At 65.0% G+C, this 23,004-nt stretch carries 20 protein-coding genes; 10 read left to right on the forward strand and 10 right to left on the reverse strand.

What is annotated here, in order from left to right:
* Positions 1-149: 149 nt before the first annotated feature.
* From C8K18_RS19815 to C8K18_RS19825, 3 genes are all read right to left on the reverse strand, one after another.
* On the reverse strand, positions 150-788 hold the full coding sequence (locus C8K18_RS19815; RefSeq protein WP_107708984.1) for a DUF938 domain-containing protein: 639 nt from the start codon (positions 786-788) through the stop codon (positions 150-152).
* 64 nt (positions 789-852) lie between these two features.
* Positions 853-1,749, reverse strand: coding sequence for an NAD-dependent protein deacetylase (locus C8K18_RS19820; protein ID WP_107708986.1), 897 nt, complete (start codon positions 1,747-1,749; stop codon positions 853-855).
* Positions 1,750-1,756: 7 nt separating this feature from the next.
* The gene (locus tag C8K18_RS19825; protein WP_006049211.1) at positions 1,757-2,521 is read right to left on the reverse strand and encodes an SDR family oxidoreductase; all 765 of its coding nucleotides are present in this window, start codon (positions 2,519-2,521) and stop codon (positions 1,757-1,759) included.
* Between the two features lie 229 nt (positions 2,522-2,750).
* On the opposite strand from C8K18_RS19825, the gene C8K18_RS19830 reads away from it, so the two are divergent.
* A complete protein-coding gene (locus tag C8K18_RS19830) occupies positions 2,751-3,617 on the forward strand; it encodes a polysaccharide deacetylase family protein (RefSeq protein ID WP_107709093.1) in 867 nt (288 codons plus the stop codon).
* 24 nt (positions 3,618-3,641) lie between these two features.
* On the opposite strand, the gene C8K18_RS19835 is transcribed toward C8K18_RS19830, so the two are convergent.
* Positions 3,642-5,054, reverse strand: coding sequence for a DUF2252 domain-containing protein (locus C8K18_RS19835; protein ID WP_107708988.1), 1,413 nt, complete (start codon positions 5,052-5,054; stop codon positions 3,642-3,644).
* Positions 5,055-5,342: 288 nt separating this feature from the next.
* Between C8K18_RS19835 and motA the strand changes: the two genes are divergently transcribed.
* Together motA and motB are read left to right on the forward strand one after the other, a co-directional pair.
* Positions 5,343-6,227 (forward strand): flagellar motor stator protein MotA, encoded by an 885-nt coding sequence (motA, locus tag C8K18_RS19840; protein ID WP_029966464.1) that lies wholly within the window; start codon positions 5,343-5,345, stop codon positions 6,225-6,227.
* Positions 6,227-7,213, forward strand: coding sequence for a flagellar motor protein MotB (gene motB / locus C8K18_RS19845; protein WP_107708990.1), 987 nt, complete (start codon positions 6,227-6,229; stop codon positions 7,211-7,213). The genes motA and motB overlap by 1 nt, the downstream gene beginning before the upstream one ends.
* On the opposite strand, the gene C8K18_RS19850 is transcribed toward motB, so the two are convergent.
* The 3 genes from C8K18_RS19850 to C8K18_RS19860 all read right to left on the reverse strand — a co-directional run bounded on the left by C8K18_RS19850 (position 7,210) and on the right by C8K18_RS19860 (position 10,510).
* Positions 7,210-8,016: an exodeoxyribonuclease III gene (locus C8K18_RS19850; protein ID WP_029966467.1), complete on the reverse strand. Its 807-nt coding sequence runs from the start codon at positions 8,014-8,016 to the stop codon at positions 7,210-7,212. The two genes, motB and C8K18_RS19850, sit on opposite strands and share 4 nt — an antisense overlap.
* A gap of 23 nt (positions 8,017-8,039) precedes the next feature.
* On the reverse strand, positions 8,040-8,285 hold the full coding sequence (locus C8K18_RS19855; protein ID WP_006049205.1) for a hypothetical protein: 246 nt from the start codon (positions 8,283-8,285) through the stop codon (positions 8,040-8,042).
* Between the two features lie 125 nt (positions 8,286-8,410).
* Entirely contained in the window at positions 8,411-10,510 is a 2,100-nt protein-coding gene (locus C8K18_RS19860; protein WP_107708991.1) for a D-(-)-3-hydroxybutyrate oligomer hydrolase, read from the reverse strand.
* A gap of 155 nt (positions 10,511-10,665) precedes the next feature.
* Here C8K18_RS19860 and C8K18_RS19865 point away from each other — a divergent pair, with 155 nt between their 5' ends.
* The 7 genes from C8K18_RS19865 to C8K18_RS33350 all read left to right on the forward strand — a co-directional run bounded on the left by C8K18_RS19865 (position 10,666) and on the right by C8K18_RS33350 (position 18,767).
* Positions 10,666-11,442 carry a 2Fe-2S iron-sulfur cluster-binding protein gene (locus C8K18_RS19865; RefSeq protein ID WP_107708993.1) on the forward strand — a complete coding sequence of 259 codons (777 nt, stop codon included), beginning with the start codon at positions 10,666-10,668 and terminating at the stop codon, positions 11,440-11,442.
* 13 nt (positions 11,443-11,455) lie between these two features.
* Positions 11,456-12,457: a xanthine dehydrogenase family protein subunit M gene (locus C8K18_RS19870; protein ID WP_053859548.1), complete on the forward strand. Its 1,002-nt coding sequence runs from the start codon at positions 11,456-11,458 to the stop codon at positions 12,455-12,457.
* The gene (locus C8K18_RS19875; RefSeq protein WP_029966472.1) at positions 12,454-14,676 is read left to right on the forward strand and encodes a xanthine dehydrogenase family protein molybdopterin-binding subunit; all 2,223 of its coding nucleotides are present in this window, start codon (positions 12,454-12,456) and stop codon (positions 14,674-14,676) included. Before C8K18_RS19870 ends, C8K18_RS19875 begins: the two co-directional genes overlap by 4 nt.
* A 75-nt stretch (positions 14,677-14,751) precedes the next feature.
* Entirely contained in the window at positions 14,752-15,348 is a 597-nt protein-coding gene (locus C8K18_RS19880; protein ID WP_107708995.1) for an NTP transferase domain-containing protein, read from the forward strand.
* A 363-nt stretch (positions 15,349-15,711) separates the two neighbouring features.
* Positions 15,712-17,496 (forward strand): DUF4130 domain-containing protein, encoded by a 1,785-nt coding sequence (locus C8K18_RS19885; protein ID WP_107708997.1) that lies wholly within the window; start codon positions 15,712-15,714, stop codon positions 17,494-17,496.
* A gap of 248 nt (positions 17,497-17,744) precedes the next feature.
* Positions 17,745-18,449, forward strand: coding sequence for a PIG-L family deacetylase (locus C8K18_RS19890; RefSeq protein WP_006049198.1), 705 nt, complete (start codon positions 17,745-17,747; stop codon positions 18,447-18,449).
* Between the two features lie 165 nt (positions 18,450-18,614).
* Positions 18,615-18,767, forward strand: coding sequence for a hypothetical protein (locus C8K18_RS33350; RefSeq protein ID WP_006049197.1), 153 nt, complete (start codon positions 18,615-18,617; stop codon positions 18,765-18,767).
* A gap of 105 nt (positions 18,768-18,872) precedes the next feature.
* Here the strand turns inward: C8K18_RS33350 and C8K18_RS19895 are convergent, their stop codons facing one another.
* Genes C8K18_RS19895 through aepX form a run of 3 tightly spaced genes read right to left on the reverse strand, consistent with a single transcriptional unit; the run spans position 18,873 to position 22,845 of the window.
* Complete coding sequence (locus C8K18_RS19895) at positions 18,873-19,940, reverse strand: 2-aminoethylphosphonate aminotransferase (protein WP_107708999.1); 1,068 nt, start codon at positions 19,938-19,940, stop codon at positions 18,873-18,875.
* A gap of 20 nt (positions 19,941-19,960) precedes the next feature.
* Positions 19,961-21,124, reverse strand: a complete 1,164-nt coding sequence (aepY, locus tag C8K18_RS19900) for a phosphonopyruvate decarboxylase (RefSeq protein ID WP_107709001.1) — start codon at positions 21,122-21,124, stop codon at positions 19,961-19,963.
* Entirely contained in the window at positions 21,121-22,845 is a 1,725-nt protein-coding gene (gene aepX / locus C8K18_RS19905) for a phosphoenolpyruvate mutase (RefSeq protein ID WP_107709003.1), read from the reverse strand. The genes aepY and aepX overlap by 4 nt, the downstream gene beginning before the upstream one ends.
* Positions 22,846-23,004: the final 159 nt, after the last annotated feature.

Consider the following 23,004-nt stretch of genomic DNA (forward strand, 5'->3'; position numbering starts at 1 on the left):
CCGGACGTCGAGGGTGAAAGCATAAAAGAAATGCCGGTTCGCCGCTTGTTATCGGGCAAGCAAAGGCGCGCTTTGGGTTCGCTTTGGCCGCGCTTTTGGCCGCTCCCGCCGCTCTCGCCGCTGTCACGGATCGCGCCGATTGCGCGCAGTCACCGTGTCTGGCCGGCTTGCGCGGCGCGCTTCCTGAATACGAGGCTGAAATTATTGGCCGGCATCGCGATCGGCTCGTCGCATTCAAATCCCGCCGATGCCCCGAGCGCCACCACCGCCTCCATATCGCGCACGCCCCACGAAGGATCGCGGCTTCGCAATTGGCGATCGAAAGCTTCGTTGCTCGGCGCCGTGTGTGCGCCGCCGCGTTTGTATGGGCCGTACAGATACAGTACACCGCCATCCACGAGATAGCGGCTCGCGCCTGCGAATAACGCCTGCGCGGCGCTCCACGGCGAAATGTGGATCATGTTGATGCACACGACGGCGTCCAGCGCGCCGACGTCCCACTCCGGCTGATGCACGTCGAGCGCGCGCGGCGCGCGCAGGTTGGGCGGCGCGTCGTGTGCCATCCATGCGGCAATCGACTCGCGCGCTTCCGCGTCGGCGTCGCTCGGTTGCCAGTCGAGGCCGGGCAGCGCGCGGGCAAAGCAGAGCGCGTGCTGACCGGTGCCGCTCGCGATTTCGAGCACGCGGCCCGTGGCGGGCAGCACCGTGCGCAACACCGCGAGTATCGGTTCGCGGTTGCGTTCGGCGGCCGGCGAATGTTGCCGCATCGACGGAAGAGGTTCGGTCATGAGGATGGCGTTTCCATTGAATGAATGGCGTTGGCTCGATAGCGTAGGCGTTGGCGTGCGCCGCTCAATCTACCGCGAGGCGGCCGGCCAGAGCGGTCAGCATATCGGCGCACGGCGCCGCGATTTTCACCGACAAAAGCGGATCGGCGCGCGTGCGCCCGAGATTGATCGCCGCGATCGGCTTGCGCTGTTTTTGCGCCCATACGCAGAAGCGGTAACCGGAATAGACCATCAGCGACGAGCCGACCACGAGCACCGCGTTCGCGGCATCGAGCGCATGCGACGCCGCTTCCACGCGCTCGCGCGGCACGCTTTCGCCGAAGAACACCACGGCCGGTTTCAGCAAACCGCCGCAATTCGCGCACGCCGGCACGCGAAACGTTTCGAGCGCGTGCCATTCGAGATGCGCGTCGCCATCGGCGGCGGCTTCGGCGGTGACGCTGCGCAGCGCGGGGTTGTCCGCTTCCAGCGTCTGCTGGATCGACGCACGCGAATGCTGCGTTCCGCAATCCAGGCAAATAACGCCGTCGATTCCGCCATGCAACTCGATCACCTGGCGGCTGCCCGCGCGCTGATGCAAACCGTCGACGTTTTGCGTGACGAGCGTCGGCACATGACCGGCGGCTTCGAGACGCGCGAGCGCCGTATGCGCGGCGTTCGGCTGCGCCTGCGCGACGACCGGCCAGCCGACCATGCTGCGCGCCCAGTAGCGCCGGCGCATCGCATCATCGCCGAGGAACTCCTGCAGCGTGATGGGCGGCGAGCGCTTCCATTCGCCGTTGTCGTCGCGATAGCCGGGAATGCCGGAGTCCGTGCTGATGCCCGCGCCGGTCAGCACGAACAGGCGCGGGTAACGTTGCACGAAGTCGTGAAGGTCGTCGAGCGTGTGCGATGCGCTAACGGCTTCGAGCGCTTCAAGCGCTTGGGACGACTCAACAGGCGCGGAACGAAGATCGCTCATGACGCCTTCAACCGCGTCCGACGAACGGCATCTTGCTCGCCATGATCGTCATGAACTGCACGTTCACGGACAGCGGCAACTGCGCCATATGCAGCACGGCGTCGGCGACATGCTGGACGTCCATCAACGGTTCGACCGCAATCTCGCCGTTCGCCTGCGGGATGCCGCGCGCCATGCGCTCGGCCATTTCCGTTGCCGCATTGCCGATGTCGATCTGACCGCAGACGATGTCGTACTTGCGGCCGTCGAGCGACACGGCTTTCGTGAGGCCGGTAATCGCGTGCTTGGTGGCCGTGTAGGCAATGCTGTTGGGCCGCGGCGCATGCGCCGAAATCGAACCGTTATTGACGATGCGCCCGCCGCGCGGGTTCTGCGTTTTCATCAGACCGAACGCAGCGCGCGTGCAGAGAAACACGCCGGTCAGATTCGTGTCGACCACCGAGCGCCATTCGTCGATGGCGAGTTCGTCGATGTCCACCGGCGAGCCGTTGCGGCCCGCGTTGTTGAACAGCACGTCGAGCCGGCCATAGCGCTCGCGGATCGTGTCGAACAAGGCGGCGACGCTGTCCGCGTCGGTCACATCGCAGGGCACGGCCAGCGCTTCGCCGCCGAGCGCGTGCGCCGCTTCGACCACGGCTTCGAGCGCCGCCCGTCGACGACCCGCGAGCACCACGCTATAGCCGTGCTCCGCGAGGCGCAGCGCGCATGCGCGGCCGATGCCGCTGCCCGCGCCCGTTACCAAAGCTACCTTTCTGATTCCCGTCACTGTCACAACATGTCTCCCTGTTTGCCGGCGGCGAGGCGCCACTGCCTCGTACGTTACCGCAGCGCAGGGTCGATCACAAATGCCCGCGACGCGAGCGCATTGCCCTGACGCCGCGCTTTCATTGCCGTTCCTGTCCGCGGTCGCGGCGGCTCGCGCATCAATGGTATCGTTCGACGTTGCGCGCGGCGCCTTCGCGGCGCCTGATCAAGCCGCGCAATTACCGGAAGCACGTTTTATGAATCCACTCTCCACGCCCCACGACACGCCGCATGACGCTCGCGCGGCACGGCTGCGCCGCTGGCCCGAAACCGGCTATCCCGCGATGCTCACCGCGACCGCCGCATGGCACGTGCTGGTGCTGGCCGCGTGGCTCGTCGCGCCGCGCGCATGGCCGTGGTGGCTCGCAGCGATCTTCGCGAATCACGCTGTTTTCACGGTGGCCGGTCTGCTGCCGCGCACGTCGCTGCTCGGTCCGAACTGGACGCGCCTGCCCGCCGGCGCGCGCAACGCGGACGCCATCGCCTTGACCATCGACGATGGCCCCGATCCGGTCGTCACGCCGCAAGTGCTCGATCTGCTCGACGCGTTAGGCGTGCACGCAACCTTCTTTTGCATCGGAGAGAAGGCGCGGCGTTATCCGCAACTCGCACGCGAGATCGTCGCGCGCGGTCATGCGCTGGAAAATCATTCGCAGGTCCACGTGCATACGTTTTCCATCACGCTGCCTGGCGCGCTGTTGCGCGAGATCGACGCCGCGCAACGCACGTTCGAAGAACTCAGCGGCGAGCGTCCGATGTTTTTTCGCGCCCCGGCCGGCTTGCGCAACATCTTTCTCGAACCGGTGCTGCGCAAGCTCGATCTGCGGCTCGCGGCGTGGACGCGGCGCGGCTACGACACGCGCGAACGCGATCCGCAAGTGGTCGCGAGGCGGCTGCTCGACGGCCTCGCGGCACGCGACATTCTGCTGCTGCACGACGGCAACGCCGCGCTCACCGTCGACGGCAAACCGCTGATTCTCGCGGTGCTGCCGCGTGTCGCCGAAGCCGCGCGCAAACAGAAACTGCGCTTCGTCACGCTGCGCGAAGCGCGCATCGACGGTTGATACGCGGCATCACCGCGATCAGCATCACATGCGGAAATCCGCCGCCATGTCTTCGTCCGAACGTGCTTCTAGCGCCCCGCTGCGGCACGCCTTGATGAAAGCGTCGTAGTCGCGCTCAACTTGATCGGCGTATGTCGTTGCATACGTTGTCAGCGCCTCGGCGAACTGATCGCCGCGACCGATATACGCGCTGACCTCGATCGCCTGGCCGCTTGCCTTTGCATGCGCTCGCGCCATCACCCAGCCGCACAGTTGCGCGTAACCGGTCAGCAGGTCGCTATCGAATAGCTCGATGCTCGCCGACAGCTTCATGTCGCGCAATTGACGGAAGTAGTAATGCCGCCCGAGCGGACTCGTCGCCCAGCCGAGAAAGATGTCGCTTGCGGCCTGCAACATGCGCTGCCCTTGCACGACGCGCTCGCCCTGATGCCTGGCCGGCGGCGACTTGAAATAGCGCGCGACGACCGACGGCCTCGCTTCCTTGATCTGCATGAAGAGCGGCTTGCTCATCGGGTCGACGAGCAGCACGGCCGTGCAGCGTGTGCCGACGCTGCCCACGCCCACCACCTTGAACACGATGTCCTGCACGCTGAAATGAGCGAGCAGTTCGCGCCGATCGTGCGACATCGTCTTCAGGTAGTCGCTCCACATGCCGTCCAGCATGTTGCCTCCGCGCGGGCCTTTTAGCTCTTCGGTTTCCTCGGCGGTGAAGAGCGTGTTCGCGCCGAGCACATGAAAGAGCGCGGGCGGCGCATCGCGAATCACCCAGCGCTCGCCGTCATGCCCGGCCATTCTTTCGAACAGACTTTCGTGCGTGCGGCTCGCCGCCTTCTCCATGCCGCGGCGCACGGCGCGACGCCGTTCCGGCGTGAGCGCCGTCTCGGCCATGCGCTCGAATGTGATGCGCTCGTACCAGAGTTCGAGCGCGCCGCACTGTGCGTATTGCGCCATGCGATTGCGATATTCGTTGACCGCCGTCATCACCAGATCTTCCGCCGCGCCGCGGCTCAGGCGCATATGACGCGCCGCGATCACGAGACTCGCGGTGAGGCGTTTCAGATCCCATTCGAATGGGCCGACCGACACTTCGTCGAAATCGTTCAGGTCGAACACAAGCTGCCGCTCGGGCGTCGCGAAGCCGCCGAAGTTCATCAAGTGCCCGTCTCCGCAGATGGGCATCGTCAAGCCCGTGTCGTGAACCTTGCTGAGATCGTGAGCCTGCAACAGCGCGGTGCCGCGAAAGAACGTGAACGGCGATGCGGCCATGCGCCCATGACGCAGCGGCACGAGATTGCGCACGCGGCCTTCGCTGCTCTCCTTCAGCAACTCGATCGGATCGCGGCGCAACTCGCCTACTGTCCGGTGACTCGAGCGCTTCGATTTTTCGCGGGCGGCACGGCCACGCGCCTCACGGTCGGCAATGGTGCTGGCTTTCATGCTCATCTCCGTTCTTCTTGTGAAGGTTCACTTCCGTTCGAGAGACCTGACGCCGGTCGCATTGCATGCTAGCAGAGCAATCGGTAAAAAAGTGAGGGCGCTTTTTACCGATACCGCATACGCGGCTCACGCGCACTTCTATTTTTCCGCTTTGATTCGTTCGAACACTTCAGCAATAGCCTTTCGAGCCGTTTACCAGTACATGCGGAAATTCAGTGACGCACGCAGCGTCCTTGAAAAAGGACGTCTTCCGGTACGACGTGCGGCGCGCAAGATAACGGAGAGAATATGTTTGTCGCAATTGGCTGGTTATTGGTGATCGGCTCCGTCATAGGGAGCTTCATTGGCGTGGGCGGCCATTTGCCGGCGCTGATTCAACCGTTTGAATTGCTGTGCATTTTCGGCGCCGCGATTGGCGCGTTTGTCGTCAGTAATCCGACCTCGACGTTGAAGAAGACGCTCAAGGCGATTCCGTCATGCTTCAAGGGCGGCGGCTATACGAAAGAAAAGTATCTGGAACTGATCGCGCTGCTTTACGAGCTGCTTCAGAAAGCACGCAAGGAAGGCATGATGTCGCTCGAAGCGGACGTCTTCGCTCCCGAAGAAAGCGTGATTTTCCAGAAGTATCCGCATGTGCTCTCCGATCATCATCTGCTCGATTTCATCGTCGACTATTTGCGCATGATGTCGGGCGGCAACGTCAACGTGCTCGAAGTGCAGGACCTGATGGATGAAGAACTGGCCACGCATCACGCGGAAGCGTCGGTGGCCGCGAACGCGATTCAGAAGATGGCCGACGGCCTGCCCGCATTCGGCATCGTCGCCGCGGTGATGGGCGTGGTCCACACGATGGGTTCGGTCGGCGCGCCACCCGCGGTGCTCGGCGAGATGATCGCCGGCGCGCTGGTCGGCACGTTCCTCGGCATTCTTCTCGCGTATGGTTTTATCGGGCCGCTTGCCGATCTGCTGAACGCGAAAGGCCGCGCCGAAGCCAAGCCGTTTCAATGCGTGAAGGCCGTGCTGCTCGCGTCGTTGTCCGGCTATGCGCCGCCCATCGCCGTGGAATTCGGACGCAAGGTGCTGTTCACCGCCGACCGCCCGAGCTTCCAGGAACTCGACGACGCGGTGCGCGCCACCAAGACGCCGAAGCCGGCCGCAAGCGGAGCAGCGTAATGACGCAACGACGTTCACGCGGCTCGGAAGACGAGGCGCCGCCGCCGATCATCGTGCGTCGCTCAAAGAAGAGTGACGACCACGGCGGCCATCACGGCGGCGCATGGAAGATCGCGTATGCCGACTTCGTCACCGCGATGATGGCGTTCTTCCTGCTCATGTGGCTGCTCGGCTCCACGTCGAAGTTCGACAAGCAAGGCATCGAGGATTACTTCAACACGCCGCTCTCGAGCCTGCTCGGCGGCAGTGAAGGCACGGCCGCCGCGCGGCCGAGCGTGGTGCAAGGCGGCGGGCGCGACATCTCCGATACGCGCCCCGGCGACGGCAAGAAGACCCAGATCGAAGCGGCCACGCCTGTCAACGTCGTGCCGACGGTGGCGCCCGCGGACGCGGCACGCTTGCAGCAACTGAAGGAAAAACTTATTTCGCTGATCGAGCAAAGCCCTACATTGAAGGCGTTCAAGGATCAGATCCGCATCTCGATTACGAACGAAGGCTTGCGCATCGAGATCGTCGATTCGCAGAACCGGCCGATGTTCGCGTCCGGCAGTCCGCGTCTGCAAACTTACGCGGTCGCGGTACTCACGCAGATCGGCGCGGCGCTCAACGACGTCGAGAACCGCATTTCAATCGCGGGCCACACGGATGCCGTGCCGTACACCGGCGGCCCCGTCGGCTATTCGAACTGGGAGTTGTCGTCAGAACGCGCGAACGCGGCGCGCCGCGCGCTGGTTTCAGGCGGCATGCATGGCGAAAAGTTATTGCAGGTGCGCGGCCTCGCGGACGTGCTGCCGCTTAACAGCAATGTCGTCGATGAACCGACCAACCGGCGCATCAGCATTCTCGTGATGAACAAGGCCGCGGAGCAGGCGTTTTTCCACGATGGCGGCCGTACGTCGATTGACGAAAGCACGCCGGCCAGTTCGGCGATTCCCGCAGTCGCGGCGCGCACACACCTTGCTCCGGGCGCGACGATAGTTCGCTAGCGCGTTTTGCGCCGCCTGGCGCTCATATCCAGTTCGACCCATGTCGGCGCGTGGTCGCTCGCGTGCGGCTCGCCGCGCACCCAGCGATCCACGCCCGCGTCGCGCAAACGCGGCGCGAGGTCCGGGCTCAGCAAGATGTGATCGATGCGCAAGCCCGAGTTGGTGTCCCAATGACGGCGAAAATAATCCCAGAAGGTATAGACGCGCTCGTCGCCAAAGTGTGTGCGCAACGAATCTGTCCAGCCTTGCGCGAGCAGGCGCCGATAACGTTCGCGGCTTTCCGGCTGCAATAGCGCGTCTTTCAGCCATGAGCGGGGATTGTAGATGTCCTCATCGGTAGGCACGACGTTGAAGTCGCCGGCCAACACGACCGGATGCCCGCTCTTGAGCAGATTCGCCGCGTGGTCGATCAGATGGTCGAACCACTTCAGCTTGTATTCGAACTTGGGACCGGGCTGCGGATTCCCGTTCGGCAGATAGAGACAGCACACGAGCAATCCGTCGACGGCCACTTCGAGATAGCGGCTATGCGTGTCGGCCTCGAAGCCCGGCAAGCCGCGGCGGCTTTCGAGCGGCGCTTCGCCCTTCGACAGAATCGCCACGCCGTTCCACGCGCTCTGGCCATGCCAGATCGCGTGATATCCGGCGTCGCGCACGGCATCGGCGGGGAACGCGCTGTCCGCCGCCTTCAATTCCTGCAAGCACACAATGTCCGGCGCCTCGCGCTCGAGCCATTGCAGCAACGCGGCCTGACGCGAGCGGATTCCATTGATATTGAACGTCGCAATGCGCAGCGTCGCCACAGCATGTCCTCCCTGCACGCAAGTTATTCCGACGAGGCCTCGCTCGACACCTGCGACGCCGCTTCATCGCACCATTCGATCGCCCATGATCGCGCGCACGAGATCGCATCCGCTTCGTTCGAGAAGGCGTCGATGTCGCCGGAATCGTGCGAACGGAAATGCTCGTTTTTCCGCGGGATATGCGTGATTCTGGCGCGCGCGTAGTAGACGCCTTCGTCCGCATGGCGTGCCCGGCAATCGATATGAAAATGCCTGTAGTCGAATTGCATCGGTTGTCCTCTGAACGCTTGATGCCGATCACCCGTAGCATCGCTCGTACCCGCTGCGGATTCAATGCGGCGCTCACACGCGCGACGCGGGGCCGCGCCGCGTCACGCGAGTGAGTGGACCCGCATCAGTTGGGCACGTTCACCGCGCCGTTTGCGACCGTGATCGCATTGCTGCCAGGGCTCGTCGCGATTGCCGGCAAGTTCGCGGTCGTCAATGCAGGCGCGGCGCCCGGCGTGCCGCCGCGCGGCACCGTGTGAACCACTTGCGAAGGCGGCAGCGGCGTGCCGTTCTTCAGGTGGCTCCACATCAGGTTGAGCGCCTGAACGTTGTAGTAATGCAGCGGCACGAAGCGCGTATCGAAACCGGCCACGCCGAGGAACGCGTCGAAGTGCTGACCGTTCGTGATTTCATAGAACGACAGCTTGCTCGCCCCGCCTTCGACCAGCCGGTTCGTCGCCACGTACGGCCGCGAAGCATGGTTGATCGGCACCAATGCATCGGCGCGTCCTTGCACGATGATGGCCGGCTTGCCATGCAGATTCGCATTGACCCTGACTGCTTCGACATTCGTGGTCAACGTGCCGTTGGTCCACAGCGTGCGCAGACACGCAGCGCCGACATAACTTGCATCGACCGTGGCGAGCCGGTGATCGAATGCGCCCAGCGTGCCCGCGTTGTAGACCAGGTTAATGCCGTTGGTGGGCGGCACACCGTTGCCGTTGCCGAACACTGTCAGCATCGGCGAGACGGCGGGCGTGACGCCGGCCGCGCCCGTCGAACTCGTCGTGCCGAAGCTGAAGTTGCACAGGTTGTCGGTCACGCTCGCCTTGGCATAGGCGTTCGCGTAGGTCACCGCGACCGCCGGCACCGCTTGCGAATCCCACATCGGCGCATGCAGCAGATCGGAGTCGGTCTGGTAGCCGTTCTGATGCAGGAGCGCGAGCGCGTTGATCGCCTGCGTCGTGGTGTCGCCTCCCGTGATCACGCCATTGTTCGCGAGCGTCGTGCATCGCGCGGTGCGAATTGCTGTAGTGGTCGCGAGCGGCAGCGCGGTCAGATACGGCGACCCGGTCGCGGCAGGCGCAAGCGCCGCGCACGGTTCGAGCAGATTCGCGAGCGTCATGTAATCGGCAAGCGGCTTGCCGAATGCGCCGACGGGCACGCCGCCTTGCGACACCGACACCTGCGACGGCACGCGTATGTTGATTTGCGGCTCGCCGACCACCACCGCGGTGATGAGGCCCGAAGTGTCCTGCTCCGCCGCCGCCAACGACGCGCCGCCGCCATTGCTCACCGATGCCGCGATCGTCAGAATGCTGCCCGGTTTATAGCGCACGGTGCGGGTCGAGCCGTTCAACGTGCCGTATGAATCGTTGAGCGCCCAATAGGCGAACTGAATCGCCTGCAACGTGTTTTTGCCCCAGTCCTGCTCCGGGTTCTGCTGAGAGTGTGCGTGCTTGAACGCATAGCGGTTCGGGAACTGGGTGTTGTAGGTGCCGAGATCCGTGTTGCCGAGGTTCGCCGTGAAGAGACTCGCCTTGCCCGCGGCGTTCGCGTCCTGCAACGTGCCGTCGATCAGCGTCACGCGATTCGTCGACAGTTCATGTGCGCCGTTGCCCGAGCCCTTGTCGGTGTACGCGACCGCACAGCCGCGCTTAAGTCCCCACTCGCCCGCTGCGGAAATCGCGCCGTACACACCGCGCGAACCCGATGACGTTGCCGTGACAATGCACGGTTGATCCGCATTGAAGCTCGCGGGAATCTGCACGAGCACGCTGACGTTCTGCTTACCGCTGCCGTCGTCGGCGAAAGCCAGATATTCCTTGCCGGCGATCTTGCCTTCGCCGAGCGTGTCGTTGCCGTTCAGATCGACATTGGGCCCCCAGAAGCGTCCATAGCCGCCATTGCTCGTCATATCGACGAGCGCGCGATAGTTCGACCAGATCGCGAGCCGCCGCAGTTCGGCGGCCGTGGGTTGCGCGGCGTTGGCAATCGCGGGCGCCGTGGCTAAAGCAAGGCCAGTTTTACCGAGTCCGGCCGTGAGCAGGTCGTCACTATTGCCGTCATAAGACTGCGTCTTGACCGTGCCGACGATGAAGTTCGGCAACGTGTTCGTTTGCGGTGGCGGCGGCCCGTCGTCGTCGCCCCCGTGGCAAGCGCTCATGGCGAGCGCGACGACGATTGCAATGGGAAGCGTGGACGTGCTTCGAATGGCTGATGTCATCTGTGCTTGTCTCCGTTATTGTGCAATACCGTTTTGCGTAACCGTTGTACACGCAAGCGCGCCGGATTTGCTACGCTGAACTTCTGAGCGCGACGCCTCGGATACCGACGCATCGTCAGCCTGCATTGACCTTTCAGCGGAGTCAATAGACCGTCATGGCAAGAGATAACGAATGTGAACATTCGGGTGACGAAGCCGCCTTGCGTGAGCCCTTGAGTCAACCTTCACGGCGCCGTTTTCTACAATCGGCCGCGGCCGCCGCCACTGTCGGTGCGGCACCGCACCTTCGCGCGCAAACCCAGGCACCCGTCGCCCCGGCCGCAGGGACTGCGCAAACTGTCCCGCCGCGGCCCGTCACCTTGAACGTGAATGGCCGCAGCTATGCGTTGCAACTCGAGCCGTGCGTCACCCTGCTCGATGCCTTGCGCGAGTACGCGGGTCTGATGGGCACGAAGAAAGGCTGCGACCGCGGACAATGCGGCGCGTGCACGGTGATCGCCAACGGACGCCGCATCAACTCGTGTCTGACGCTTGCCGTGATGCACGAAGGCGAGACGATCACCACGGTCGAAGGGCTCGCGAGCAACGGCGCGTTGAGCCCGTTGCAACGCGCGTTCATCGAACACGATGCGTTTCAGTGCGGCTACTGCACGCCCGGACAGTTATGCTCGGCGACTGCGCTGCTCGAAGAGTTTCGCAACGGCACGGCGAGCGTCGTCACCGCGGATATTCGTAGACGTCCTACCAAATTTTCCGACGACGAAATTCGCGAGCGCATGAGCGGCAATATTTGCCGTTGCGGCGCATACGCGAACATCGTGGCCGCGATCCGCGCCGCGCATGACGGCAGCGGCCAGAACGCGAGCGCCGCCGACGTCGACCACGATCACCACGACCACCACGACCACCACGACCACCACGATCACGCGTGAGGCAAGCACGAGCATGGATGCGATCTCCTACGAACGCGCCGCCGATGTCGCCGGCGCAGTGCGAGCGGCGCAGCAACCGGGCGCGGTATTCATCGGCGGCGGCACGAATCTGCTCGATCTGATGAAGGGCGGTGTCGAACGGCCGGTGCGGCTCATCGACATCACGCATATCGGCGGACTCGACGACATCACGACGTTGCCCGGCGGCGGCATTTGCATTGGCGCGCTGGTGCGCAATAGCGATGCCGCGAATCATGCGCTGGTGCGCGAACAATATCCGCTGCTCTCGCAGGCGTTTCTATCGGGCGCATCGGCGCAATTGCGCAATATGGCGACCGTCGGCGGAAATCTGCTGCAACGTACGCGCTGCGGCTACTTTTACGACACTGCGTTTTCACAGTGCAACAAGCGCACGCCGGGCAGCGGCTGTGCCGCGCTCGAAGGCCACAACCGCATGCACGCGATCCTCGGCGCGAGTCCGCAGTGCGTCGCGGTGAATCCGTCGGATATGAGCGTCGCGCTCGCGGCACTCGACGCTGTCGTGCGCGTAAGTGGGCCGACTGGAGAGCGAAGCATTCCGTTCGCGGAATTTCATCGGCTTCCGGGCGACAGGCCCGATGTCGATACCACGCTGCGCCCAGGCGAACTGATCACCGCGGTCGATCTTCCGCCACCGCTTTTCAGCGCGCATTCGCACTATCTGAAAGTGCGTGACCGCGCCAGTTACGCATTTGCATTGGTGTCGGTCGCCGCCGCATTGCAGATGGATGGCGAGCGCGTGCAGACCGCGCGCATCGCACTCGGCGGCGTCGCGCACAAGCCCTGGCGAGCGAGCGCCGCCGAGCAGCTACTAAACGGCCAGCCGCTCACGCAAGCCACGCTGAACCGCGCCGCTGCGGCCGCGTTGAACGATGCCAGGCCGCTGCGCGATAACCGCTTCAAGGTGCACCTCGCGCAACGCGCGATCGTGCGCGCCGTGAACGAAGCAGCGGGCCGGCCGGGAGGTCTTGCATGAATCTGATCGGTCAACCGTTCGACCGTACCGACGGTCTGCTGAAAGTAACCGGCGAAGCGCGCTATGCGGCGGAGTTTCCGGAGGCGCGTCTCGCGCATGCGGTGCTCGTCACGAGCACGATTGCACGCGGCACGATTGCATCGATCGATGCCAGCCGCGCGCAAGCCGTGCCCGGCGTGTTGCTGGTGATGACGCATGAGAACGCGCCACGTCTGCCGAACGGCGGCAAGGCGCAATTGGCGCCGCCCGCGGGGCGTCGGCTGTCGCTGTTGCAGGACAACGAAGTGCATTACAACAACGAGCCGGTTGCGGTGGTCGTCGCGGACACGCTCGAGCATGCGACCGACGCCGCGCGTCAGTTGCGCATCACGTATCGGGCGAGCGCGGCCACGCTCGACTTTGCGCAGGCGAAGGCCAACGCGCATGCGCCCGACAAACCGCAGGGACGTCAAACGGATACGCAGCGCGGCAGTTTCGACGACGGCATGCGAAGCGCCGCCGTGCATATCGACGCGACCTACACGACGCCGATCGAGCATCACAATCCGATGGAGCCGCACGCGACGATGGCGCGTTGGGACGGCCCGCAACTCACGCTCTACGATTCGACGCAAGGCGTGAGCGGCGAAGCGCAAGCCGTGGCGAAGACGCTCGGCATTTCGCCCGGCGACGTGCGCGTGATTTCGCCGTTCGTCGGCGGCGGCTTTGGGTGCAAGGGCTCGTCGTGGTCGCATGTGTCGTTGTGCGCGATGGCGGCGAAACAGACAGGACGTCCGGTGCGGCTCGTGCTCGAGCGGCCGCAGATGTTCGGTCCGGTCGGCGCGCGCCCGCACACGGAACAGCACCTCGTGCTGGCCGCGCGGCGCGACGGCACGCTCACCGCGATACGCCACGACAGCATTTCGAATACGTCGATGATCGAAGACTGGACCGAGACCTGCTGCATGGTCACGCGCATGCTGTATGCGGTGCCCAATCAGGTGACCACGCACCGGCTCGTGCCGCTGAACGTCGGCACGCCGACCTTCATGCGCGCGCCCGGCGAGACGACCGGCTCGTTCGCGCTCGAATCGGCAATGGACGAGTTGGCCGTCGCGCTCAGGATGGACCCGCTCGCTTTGCGCCTGAAGAATTACGCGGAGGCCGATCCGCAGGAAAACAAGCCGTGGTCGGGCAAATCGTTGCGCGAGTGCTATCAGGTCGGCGCGGAAAAATTCGGCTGGTCGCGGCGCAATCCCACGCCTCGTTCGATGCGCGACGGCAACACGCTGATCGGCATGGGCATGGCGACATGCACGTATCCGGCCAATCGCAGCGAAGCCGGCGCGATCGCGCGAATCCTGCCGGACGGCACGGCGATGGTGGCGTCGGGCACGCAGGACATCGGCACAGGCACTTACACGGTGATGACCCAGGTCGCCGCCGATGCGCTCGGCTTCGCGCCGGAGAACATCCATTTCGCGCTCGGCGACTCGTCGTTGCCGAAGGCGCCGGTGTCGGGCGGATCGCAGTCGGCGGCGAGCGTTGCGCCGGCCGTGCGGGACGCCGCCAACGCGGCGCGCGCGCAGTTGATCGCGCTCGCGTTGGCGGACCCGGCGTCGCCGGTGCACGGCATCGCGCCCGACGACATCACCGTGGAAAACGGCTGGGTGACGAGCCGCTCGCAACCGGCGAAGCGCGATCCGGCCGCGGCGATCATCGCGCGTGCGGGCGGCAAGCCGATTGAGGCGACGTCCACTGTCAAACCGGGCGACGAAAAGCAGAAGTACTCGTTTCACTCGTTCGGCGCGGTGTTCGTCGAAGTGCGCGTGGACGCGGACCTCGGCACGATTCGCGTGCCGCGCGTCGTCGCCGTGTATGACGTTGGGCGCGTGCTCAACGAGAAGACGGCGCGCAGCCAGATGCTCGGCGGCATTGTGTGGGGCGTGGGCGCGGCGTTGCAGGAAGAGTCGTCGCTCGACACGCGCTATGGGCGCTTCACGAACGCGAACCTCGCGGAATATCACGTGCCGGTGAACGCGGACATCGGCTCGCTCGACATCACGTTTCTCGACCGGCCGGACCCGTATATCAATTCGCTCGGCGTGCGCGGCATCGGCGAAATCGGGATTACGGGCGTGTGCGCGGCGCTCGCGAACGCGGTGTATCACGCGACCGGTGTGCGCGTGCGCGATCTGCCGGTGACGCTCGATAAGGTGATGCAGCCGACGCGCGTCTGAACGCATGGCGGGCGCTTGCCTCGGGTTGCATTGCGCCGCACAATCGGAGGCACTTTCATTCTCCGGTGCCCGCTCATGGCTTACTCGTCGCTTGCCACTGGCATTTTGCTTGCCGCAGGCGTCGGCTCGCGCTTCGATCCGCAGGGCGTGCAAAACAAGCTGCTCGCGCGACTGCCCGACGGCACGCCGCTCGCCCACGAAGCCGCGCGCCGGCTGTTGCTGGTCGTGCCGACGGTGCTGGCCGTCGTGCGGCCGGGCGCCGAAGCGCTCGCGCGTCTGCTGAACGAGGCCGGCTGCGACGTGGTGTTCGCGGCCGCCGCCGAACGCGGCATGGGCGCGAGCCTCGCCGCGGGCATCGAGGCCAGCGACGACGCCGAAGGCTGGATCGTCGCGCTCGCCGACATGCCGCGCATCCAGCCGTCGACGATTGAAGCCGTTGCGCGCACGCTCGACGGCGGGGCGTCTATCGTCGCGCCGTTTTATGACGGGCAGCGTGGGCACCCGGTGGGGTTTGGCGCGGAGCATCGCGAGGCGCTGATGTCGCTCGATGGAGACAGCGGCGCGCGTTCGTTGCTGATGTCTGGGCGTGTGGTGCGGCTGGATGTCGACGATGCGGGGGTTTTGCGGGATGTGGATACGCCGGGGGATTTGCGGGGGCTGGGGGCGGGTTAGCGGGGCTGAAGTGGTGGTTGGGACCGGTCTCGTTTGGCCGGCAACCACGGGTAGTGTGGAGTCGGCGGGTAGCGTGGAGTCGGCGGTGCGGAGTCGGGCGGTTGTGCGGAGCCGGGCGGTTGACTTCGGAGCTGCGTTGGGCGTTGGGCGTTGGGCTTTGAGCGTGCGACGTACGGCGTTGGGGTTCCGCGTTCGGCAAAGGGCGTTGGCCCCTGCCCGCTGTGCCTTGGCCGTGAGCCTTGGCGTGCAGCAAACCGCAGGCTTGCGTCGACGCCAAGCTTGGGCGCATACTGTATATCCATACAGCATTTTAACGCGCCACTAGCTGCCGCTCGCCGCGTGCCCCCGACCGCAACCCTTCGCATGAACCGCATTTCCATTTACCCGTCTTTCAGCGCCTGGCGCGACGCCGCACGCTTGCTGTTGCGGCATGGCGTGCAGCCGGAGCGGATCGAATGGATTGAGTGCCCGGAGACGGCGCAGGAGCCTGCGAGCACCATCGGTTGCAATGGCGCAGGCGCGGCGCTAAATCAGCCGCTTGCCGATGCGTCGGGTGCATCGGGTGCATCGGGTGCATCGGGTGCATCGGGTGCGTCGGGTGCATCGGGTGCATCGGGTGCATCGGGTGCATCGGGTGCATCGGGTTCGTCGGGTTCGTCGGGTTCGTCGGGTTCGTCGGGTGCGTCGGGTGCGTCGGGTGCGTCGGGCATGTTGCAAGCCTCGCACGCGTCGGCCGCATCGCACCCGTCTCACGCGTCAGCAACCCCGGACGCAGCAAACGGCCTCGCGGCAACAACCGCCATCCCACGCGAGCTACTCGCCTGGCTGAAAGCAGCCGCCTGTTTCCGCGCGCCCGACCGCTGGGCGCTGCTCTATCGAGTCCTCTGGCGCTGGACGCGCGGCGAACGCGACGTTCTCGACCTCGGCGACAGCGACGGCGCATTGCTCGATCAGCGCGTGCGCGCCGTCGAGCATGAAACCGAGGACATGCTGAACCTGACCTTGTTCAGAAGACGCGATCCGTCGATGGGACCGCCGGAATTCGTCGGCTGGTACGAACCGCATCACGATCTGCTCGAGTACGCGGCCGAGCGCTTCGCAGCGCGCATGGGCTACTCCACATGGATGCTGGCCACGCCGCGAGGCGCCGCGCTCTGGAACGGCATGCTGCTGCACATATCGCAGCCGGTGTCTGAGCACAGCGTCGACGTTCCGGCCGAAGACGCAATGACGGGCGAAGCCGTCACCAGCGAGTCCACTGAAGCGCTCTGGCTCGGCTACTACGAGGAAGCCGTCAGCGGCGAGACGCCGCCGGTGCCGCTTCGGTACTGGAGAGCCCCGCCCGAAGGGCCGCCGTTGCCCGCGCAACTCGGGCGCGAGCGCATCTGTCGTCGCGGACAAAACGCTGTCGTGACCGTACCGGCTGCTCCGCCGGCGGAATATTCCGCGCTGACGCCACAGCTGCGCGAGCCCACCGGTCCGCTCGATACCTGCCGGCGTTGCGCGTTATGGCGCAACGCGAAGCAGCCGGTGCCCGGTGCGGGTGCGGGTGCGGGTGCGGGTGCGGGTGCGGGTGCGGGTGCGGGTGCGGGCGGCAGCGTGAGTGCCAACGCCGATGCGCATACAAATTCCACTGCCCCCGCCAGTCCCCCGATCATGGTCGTCGGCGAGCAACCTGGCGAGTATGAAAACCAGCACGGCGTGCCCTTCACCGGACCGGCCGGTCAGTTGCTCGACAGCGTGCTCGCCCGCGCCGGGCTCGAACGCGCGGCGCTCTATCTGACGTATGCGGTCAAGCATTACAAGTGGGAGATCGTCGGGCGGGAGCGCATTCATCGCACACCCGCGCAACGCGAGGTGGAAGCCTGTCAGTACTGGCTCGAAAAAGAACTCGCGCAGCTTGCGCCGCGGGTGGTCGTCGCGTTAGGCCCGACGGCGTTGAGAGCGCTGACAGGCGCGCACGTCAACCTGTCGGAATATGCGGGGCGCACGATCAGTCATGGCGGGCGCATCATCGTGCCGACCTGGCATCCGGCGTATGCGTTGCGAACCGCCGACGCTCGCTTGCGCGACGACATCGTCGCAAGAATCGCGACTGCGTTCAGGTGGGCGGCGGAACTGGCGGGCGACGCTTCCGAGCGTCGGTGACAACCGCCTAAGCCAGGACGTCGCTCGAGCGTGCACAGGCACATGACTTGCGCAAACACTCATAGCTATGCGTGAGCGCCGCAGAACGGCGAACCGACAGTGAACCGACCGCGAATGAACCGCAAACCGACCGCGAATCAACCGCGCAACTCGTTCCAATTCCGCCTAAGCTGATGTGACGCCGCGATTGTCACGCAACGCTACGCCGTCGTTGAAGCAGCGCACGCGTTCGAAACCACCGACTGCCCATGAGCGAAACCAGCCCGCGCCTGTTCATCGTGTCACCGCATTTCGACGACGCCGTCTTCAGTTGCGGCGCATTGCTCGCTGCGCATCCGGACGCCGCGGTCTGCACGGTATTCGCCGCGCCGCCCGAGCATACGATGCACACCGAATGGGATGAAAAGTCGGGTTTCGTCAACGCCCACGAAGCGATCCACGAGCGCACGTTCGAAGACAATCGCGCGCTCGAATTGCTCGACGCGATTCCGCTGCGCATGCCGTTTCGCGAAAGCCAGTATTCCGATTCGCCGTCCATCAGCAAAATGGCGGCCGCGCTCGAGGAAACCATCTATCGAACCACGGCTAACACGTTGCTGATGCCGCTCGGGCTGTATCACGACGATCACGTGCGCGTGTTCGAAGCCTGCTGCGAGATCCTGCCGCGGCTGTCGCATCTCGCCTGGTTCGGTTACGAGGAAGCGATTCACCGGCGCACGCCTGGAGTCGTGCAGGCGCGCCTCGCCGATCTCGCGCAGCGCGGCATCGTGGCGACGCCGGCCAATCCGAGCGCCGGCCACACGATCGACATGCAGCGGCGCGCGCAGATCAAGCGCGAAGCCGTTCACGCATACCAGAGTCAGTTGCGGGCGTTCGGGCCGGGCAATTACGACGACGTGTTCGCCACCGAGCGCTACTGGCAACTGAGCGTGGGCCGTCGCGTGAAAAGGTAGCGGAACGCGTGAAAAACACAGCGGGAAGCGTAGGCAAAAACGCAGGCGAAAGCGCCGACAAAAAGCGCCGCCGCGAAATCCCGCCCGACAGCAAAACCGCCTACCCTTGAAGTGAACCGCACGCGCCGTCGCGCTATCGCACAACTCTCAACCACAGGTGATGCAATGAGCTACGACATGCATACGAGCCCGATCCCCGATCCCAACGCCGACCCGACGCGCGACCCGGAAGGCGATCCGCTGACACCGCCGTCGCCCGGTCATCACAACGACGAACCACAGCGCCCCGAAGGACCGCCCGACAAAGACCCGGTGTGAGCCGCGAAGCGTTAGCAAATCAGCCGCGAACCGACAGCCGCGTGCATAAACCGCACACGACATGCGGGCACGCGACGGCGCCACGGCGGCACACCCGCACCGCAATCAGCTCGTGAGTTCGCTGAAGCCCTGCAACAGCCGGTCGATGTCGGCGGCGTGGATATTGCCCATCGTCGAGATACGGAAGAGTTCCGCCGACAGCCCGCCCCGCCCCGCATAGATCACGAAGCCGCGCGCCTTCAGCGCGTCGTGCAATTGCGGATACGTGACGCCGTTCGGCAGCCGGTACGCGCGCAACACGACCGACGACTCCTGCGGCGCCAGCACGCTATCGATGCCGCGCTCGGCCAGTCCCGCGCGCGCCTGCTCGGCGAGCGCCGCGTAGCGCGCATGACGCGCGCGCCAGCCGCCTTCGTCGGCGATTTCGCGCAGCGCTTCGACCAGCGCGTAGTACGCGTGAACCGACGGCGTGAACGGCGTATTGCGCTGATCCTGCAGGCGCGCGAGCCGTCCGAGGTCGAGGTAGTACGTGCGGCTCGCCGCCTGTGCAAGCGCCGCACGGCGCACCAGCACGAACGACGCACCCGGCACGCCGTGCAGGCACTTGTTGGCGGTCGCGGCGACGGCGTCGAGACTTGTATCGGCGAAGTCGATCGCCTCGGCGCCGAAGCTGCTCACGCCATCAACCAGCAAACGCAGACCGCGCGCGCGGCACAGCGCACCGAGCGCGGCGAGATCGTTCAGCCGCCCGGTCGTCGTTTCATGATGGATCACCGCGACATGCGTGAACGCCTTGTCCGCGTCGAGACGTTCGGCGATTTTCGCGAGGTCTGGCGCCTGCATCCAGTCATGCTTGAGCGCTTCATGTGCAATGCCGTATTGCGCGGCGATCTGCGCGATACGCTCGCCGTACACGCCGTTTTCCACCACCAGCAGCTTGCCGTTTTGCGGCACCAGCGCGGCCGTCATGCTTTCGACGGCGGCCGTGCCCGAGCCCGTCATCAGCACCGCCTGCCATTCGCTCGCGTCGAGGCCGTAAAGATCGACGAGACGCGTGCGCGCCTCTTCCTGCAAATCGAAAAACTCGCTTTCGCGATGGCACAGGTCCGTCTGCAACAGGCTGTTGCGAACGCGTTCGGTGAGCGTCACGGGGCCGGGATTGAGCAGCAGCATGGGCGCGTCTTCCTTTGACTTCAGGCGGCGCCGATGTGACGCATCAAACGCGTTTTCACATCGGGCGGAGTGATGGTGGGACGCGGCAAGCCGTCAGGCGTGCCGCGGCGAATGACGAGGCGCGCAAAGCGCGGACCGTCGAGCGGCGCGGATTCGAACAGCGCGTCGAGCACAGCCGGATCGTCGCTTTCGACCGCCGACGCATAGCCGCACGCCGCCGCGACGCCCGCAAACGAGACCTGCGGCGAGACCGTCGCCTGCCCGCCCGTGGAGTCGTGCGCGCCGTTATCGAGCAGTACGTGCGTGAGATTCGACGGACCGTAAGCGCCGATTGTCGCGAACGCGCCCATGCGCATCAGCGCCGCACCGTCGCCGTCGAGCGCGACCACATGCAGGTCTGGACGCGCGAGCGCGAGACCGAGCGCGAACGGCGTCACGCAGCCCATCGAGCCGACCATGTACAACTGGTTCGGACGATCGTCGATCGCGTAAAGCTCGCGTCCGCAAAAACCGGTCGACGCGAGCACGACCGTCGACTCGAGCGGCGTGTGCGCGATCACCTTCTTCAACGCGTCATGACGCGACGCGAGTTCGCTCGCCGCCACGCCGGTGAATTGCGAACGCGGCGCGACCGGCACACGACGCGCGCCGGCATCGCCCGCCTTCAATTCGTATGGCGCGACGCTGCCCTTTTGCATGACGAGCGCGTAAGGGCGGCCCGTTTCGTCCATATGGGCGATGGCGCGATCGAGCGCGGGGCCGATTGCGTCGGCTTCGGTCGGAAACGTCTCCCACGGAATTTCCATCGTGTCGAGCATCGCGGGCGTGACCGGTCCCATCAACGCGTGCTGCGGTTCGTCGGCGACGCCGGGCTGGCCGCGCCACGTGACGATCAGCAATTGCGGCAAACGGAAGGTCCACGTGAGCGACGTCAACGGACTCACCGCGTTGCCGAGGCCCGAGTTCTGCATCATCGTGATGCCGCGGCGGCCGTTGCGCGCGCCGAGAGTGACGCCGCCGATCAACGCAACCGCATCGCCCTCATTCGCCGCCGACACGTAGTGCAGCGACTCGTCCTGCAACACGTAGTTGATGAACGGCGTCAGGTACGAGCAAGGCACGCCCGCATACCAGTCGAAGCCGCGCTCGCGCGCCGCCTCGACAAACTGTGCTGCTTCGATCATTGCGCCGCTCCGCTCGCTGCGTCAGAGGCCGCACCGCCGACCGATGCCGCGAGCGGCGTCTGTCCGTGCGCGAAGTCGCCGGCGCGGCGGAAGTCTTCGAGATCGTTGACGCCGCGCCAGTGGCCGTGCACGTATTGCACTTCGATCGACTCGCCTGCTTCGATCAGCGCGTTCAGCAACGCGGGCATGTCGAGCGATGCAAAGTCGGCGCGCGCCTGCAATTGCGCCATGACAGTCTGCAGACGCTCGCGGCCTGCGCCACGCACGTTGAGCAAACCGACCCAGCGGCCATGCGGCGTTTGTGCGGCGATCGCCGCCGACGCCTCCTGTCCGCTCGACACATGGCGCAATACGACCTTGTTGCCGAACAGGCCGCGGTCGTCGGAAGCCGAGCACCACGCGAAGTCGCGCACGCTGGCGTTTTCCGCATCGGTCAGCGAAGAATCGACGACCACGCTGAAGGCCGCCTCGCTCTCCACCAGATCGCGCAGGATGTAGCTGCGGAACAGCAGATCGCCGTACGAGATCACGGTGTCACCCGAGAGCTTGTCGAGCGCGCACGCGAGCGACGCGAGTTCGCCGGTCTGCTCGTGCTTGTCATTGACGACGAGCTTGATGCCTGCCGTATCGATTGCATCGGCGCGATAACCGCCGACCACCGTGATGTCGTTGACGCCCTGCTTCTTGAACGCGTCGACGAGCCAGCGCAACAGCGGCTTGCCCGCAACCGGCAGCATGACTTTCGGACGGTCTTCGGTGACGGCCTCGAGGCCCTTGCCGCGGCTCGCCGCGAGCACGACCGCGGCGCCCGCCGCGCGGCCGCTCGACAGATAGCGGTCTTCCGCTTCCGAATACTCGTCGGCGTCCTGCAAACGGAAAATTTCGTTGACCGCGGCGATGCGGTCTTCCACGTTGACGAGCGTTTGGCTCGTGTGGATTTCTTGTGCGACCGCCTGCATCGCCGACGTGGCCGCGCGAATCAGATGGTTCGCCCAGATCACGGTGCTGATGCCGGCTTCGCGGAACACTTCGGTCGGCGTGCTGTAGTACTTGGTCGGCACGATCACGAGCGGCCCGCGGCCCGCCCACTCGCGCGCGAACTCGAGAATTTCGTCGGGGCGCGAGAGCTTGCTGTGAATCAGGATCGCGTCGGCGCCGGCGCGGCGGTAGGCTTCCGCGCGGCGCAGCGCTTCTTCCATGCCCCAGCCGGCAATCAGCGCTTCCACGCGCGCGACGATCGAAAAATTCTCGTCCGATTGCGAGTCCTTGCCGGCCTTGATCTTGCCGCAGAATTCGTCGATGTCGGCAAGCGGCTGCGCCTCGCCGTTGATGAAGCTATTGGTCTTCGGGAACTGCTTGTCTTCGATGCACACGCCGGCGATGCCGCGTTGTTCGAGCTTGCGCACAAGGCGGCGCACGTTGTTGAAGTTGCCGTAGCCGGTGTCGCCGTCGAGCAGGATCGGCAGATCGCTTGCGTCGGCCATGAATTCCAGGTTGTCGACGACCTGGGTCCAGCTTGCCTCGTTGTTGTCGCGCACGCCGAATTGCGCGGAGATGGCGAGGCCCGAGCCCCAGATCGCCTTGAAGCCGGCTTCGCGGACGATGCGCGCGGAGAGGCCGTTATGCGCCTCCATCATGAATTCGAGTTCGCTGCTGACAAGCATCTGGCGCAGACGTGCGCTGCGTGAAGAAGAGACGAAGGCGGGTTCGCGGGCGTTCATATTCTGTACTCCTGGTGGCGGGCTTATTGGCGGGGCCTGCTTGCGGGTTTATCGGCGCTCTTTTTGCCCGGCTGGCGACTGGAAAATGGCGACTATAGCGGAATTTTCATTTAGTCGTCATTTAGACGGCTGTGCTTTTGCTGTATTGCTTTTAAGTGG

It is taken from the genome of Paraburkholderia sp. GV068, assembly GCF_003058125.1.
Classification (GTDB): Bacteria; Pseudomonadota; Gammaproteobacteria; order Burkholderiales; family Burkholderiaceae; genus Paraburkholderia; species Paraburkholderia graminis.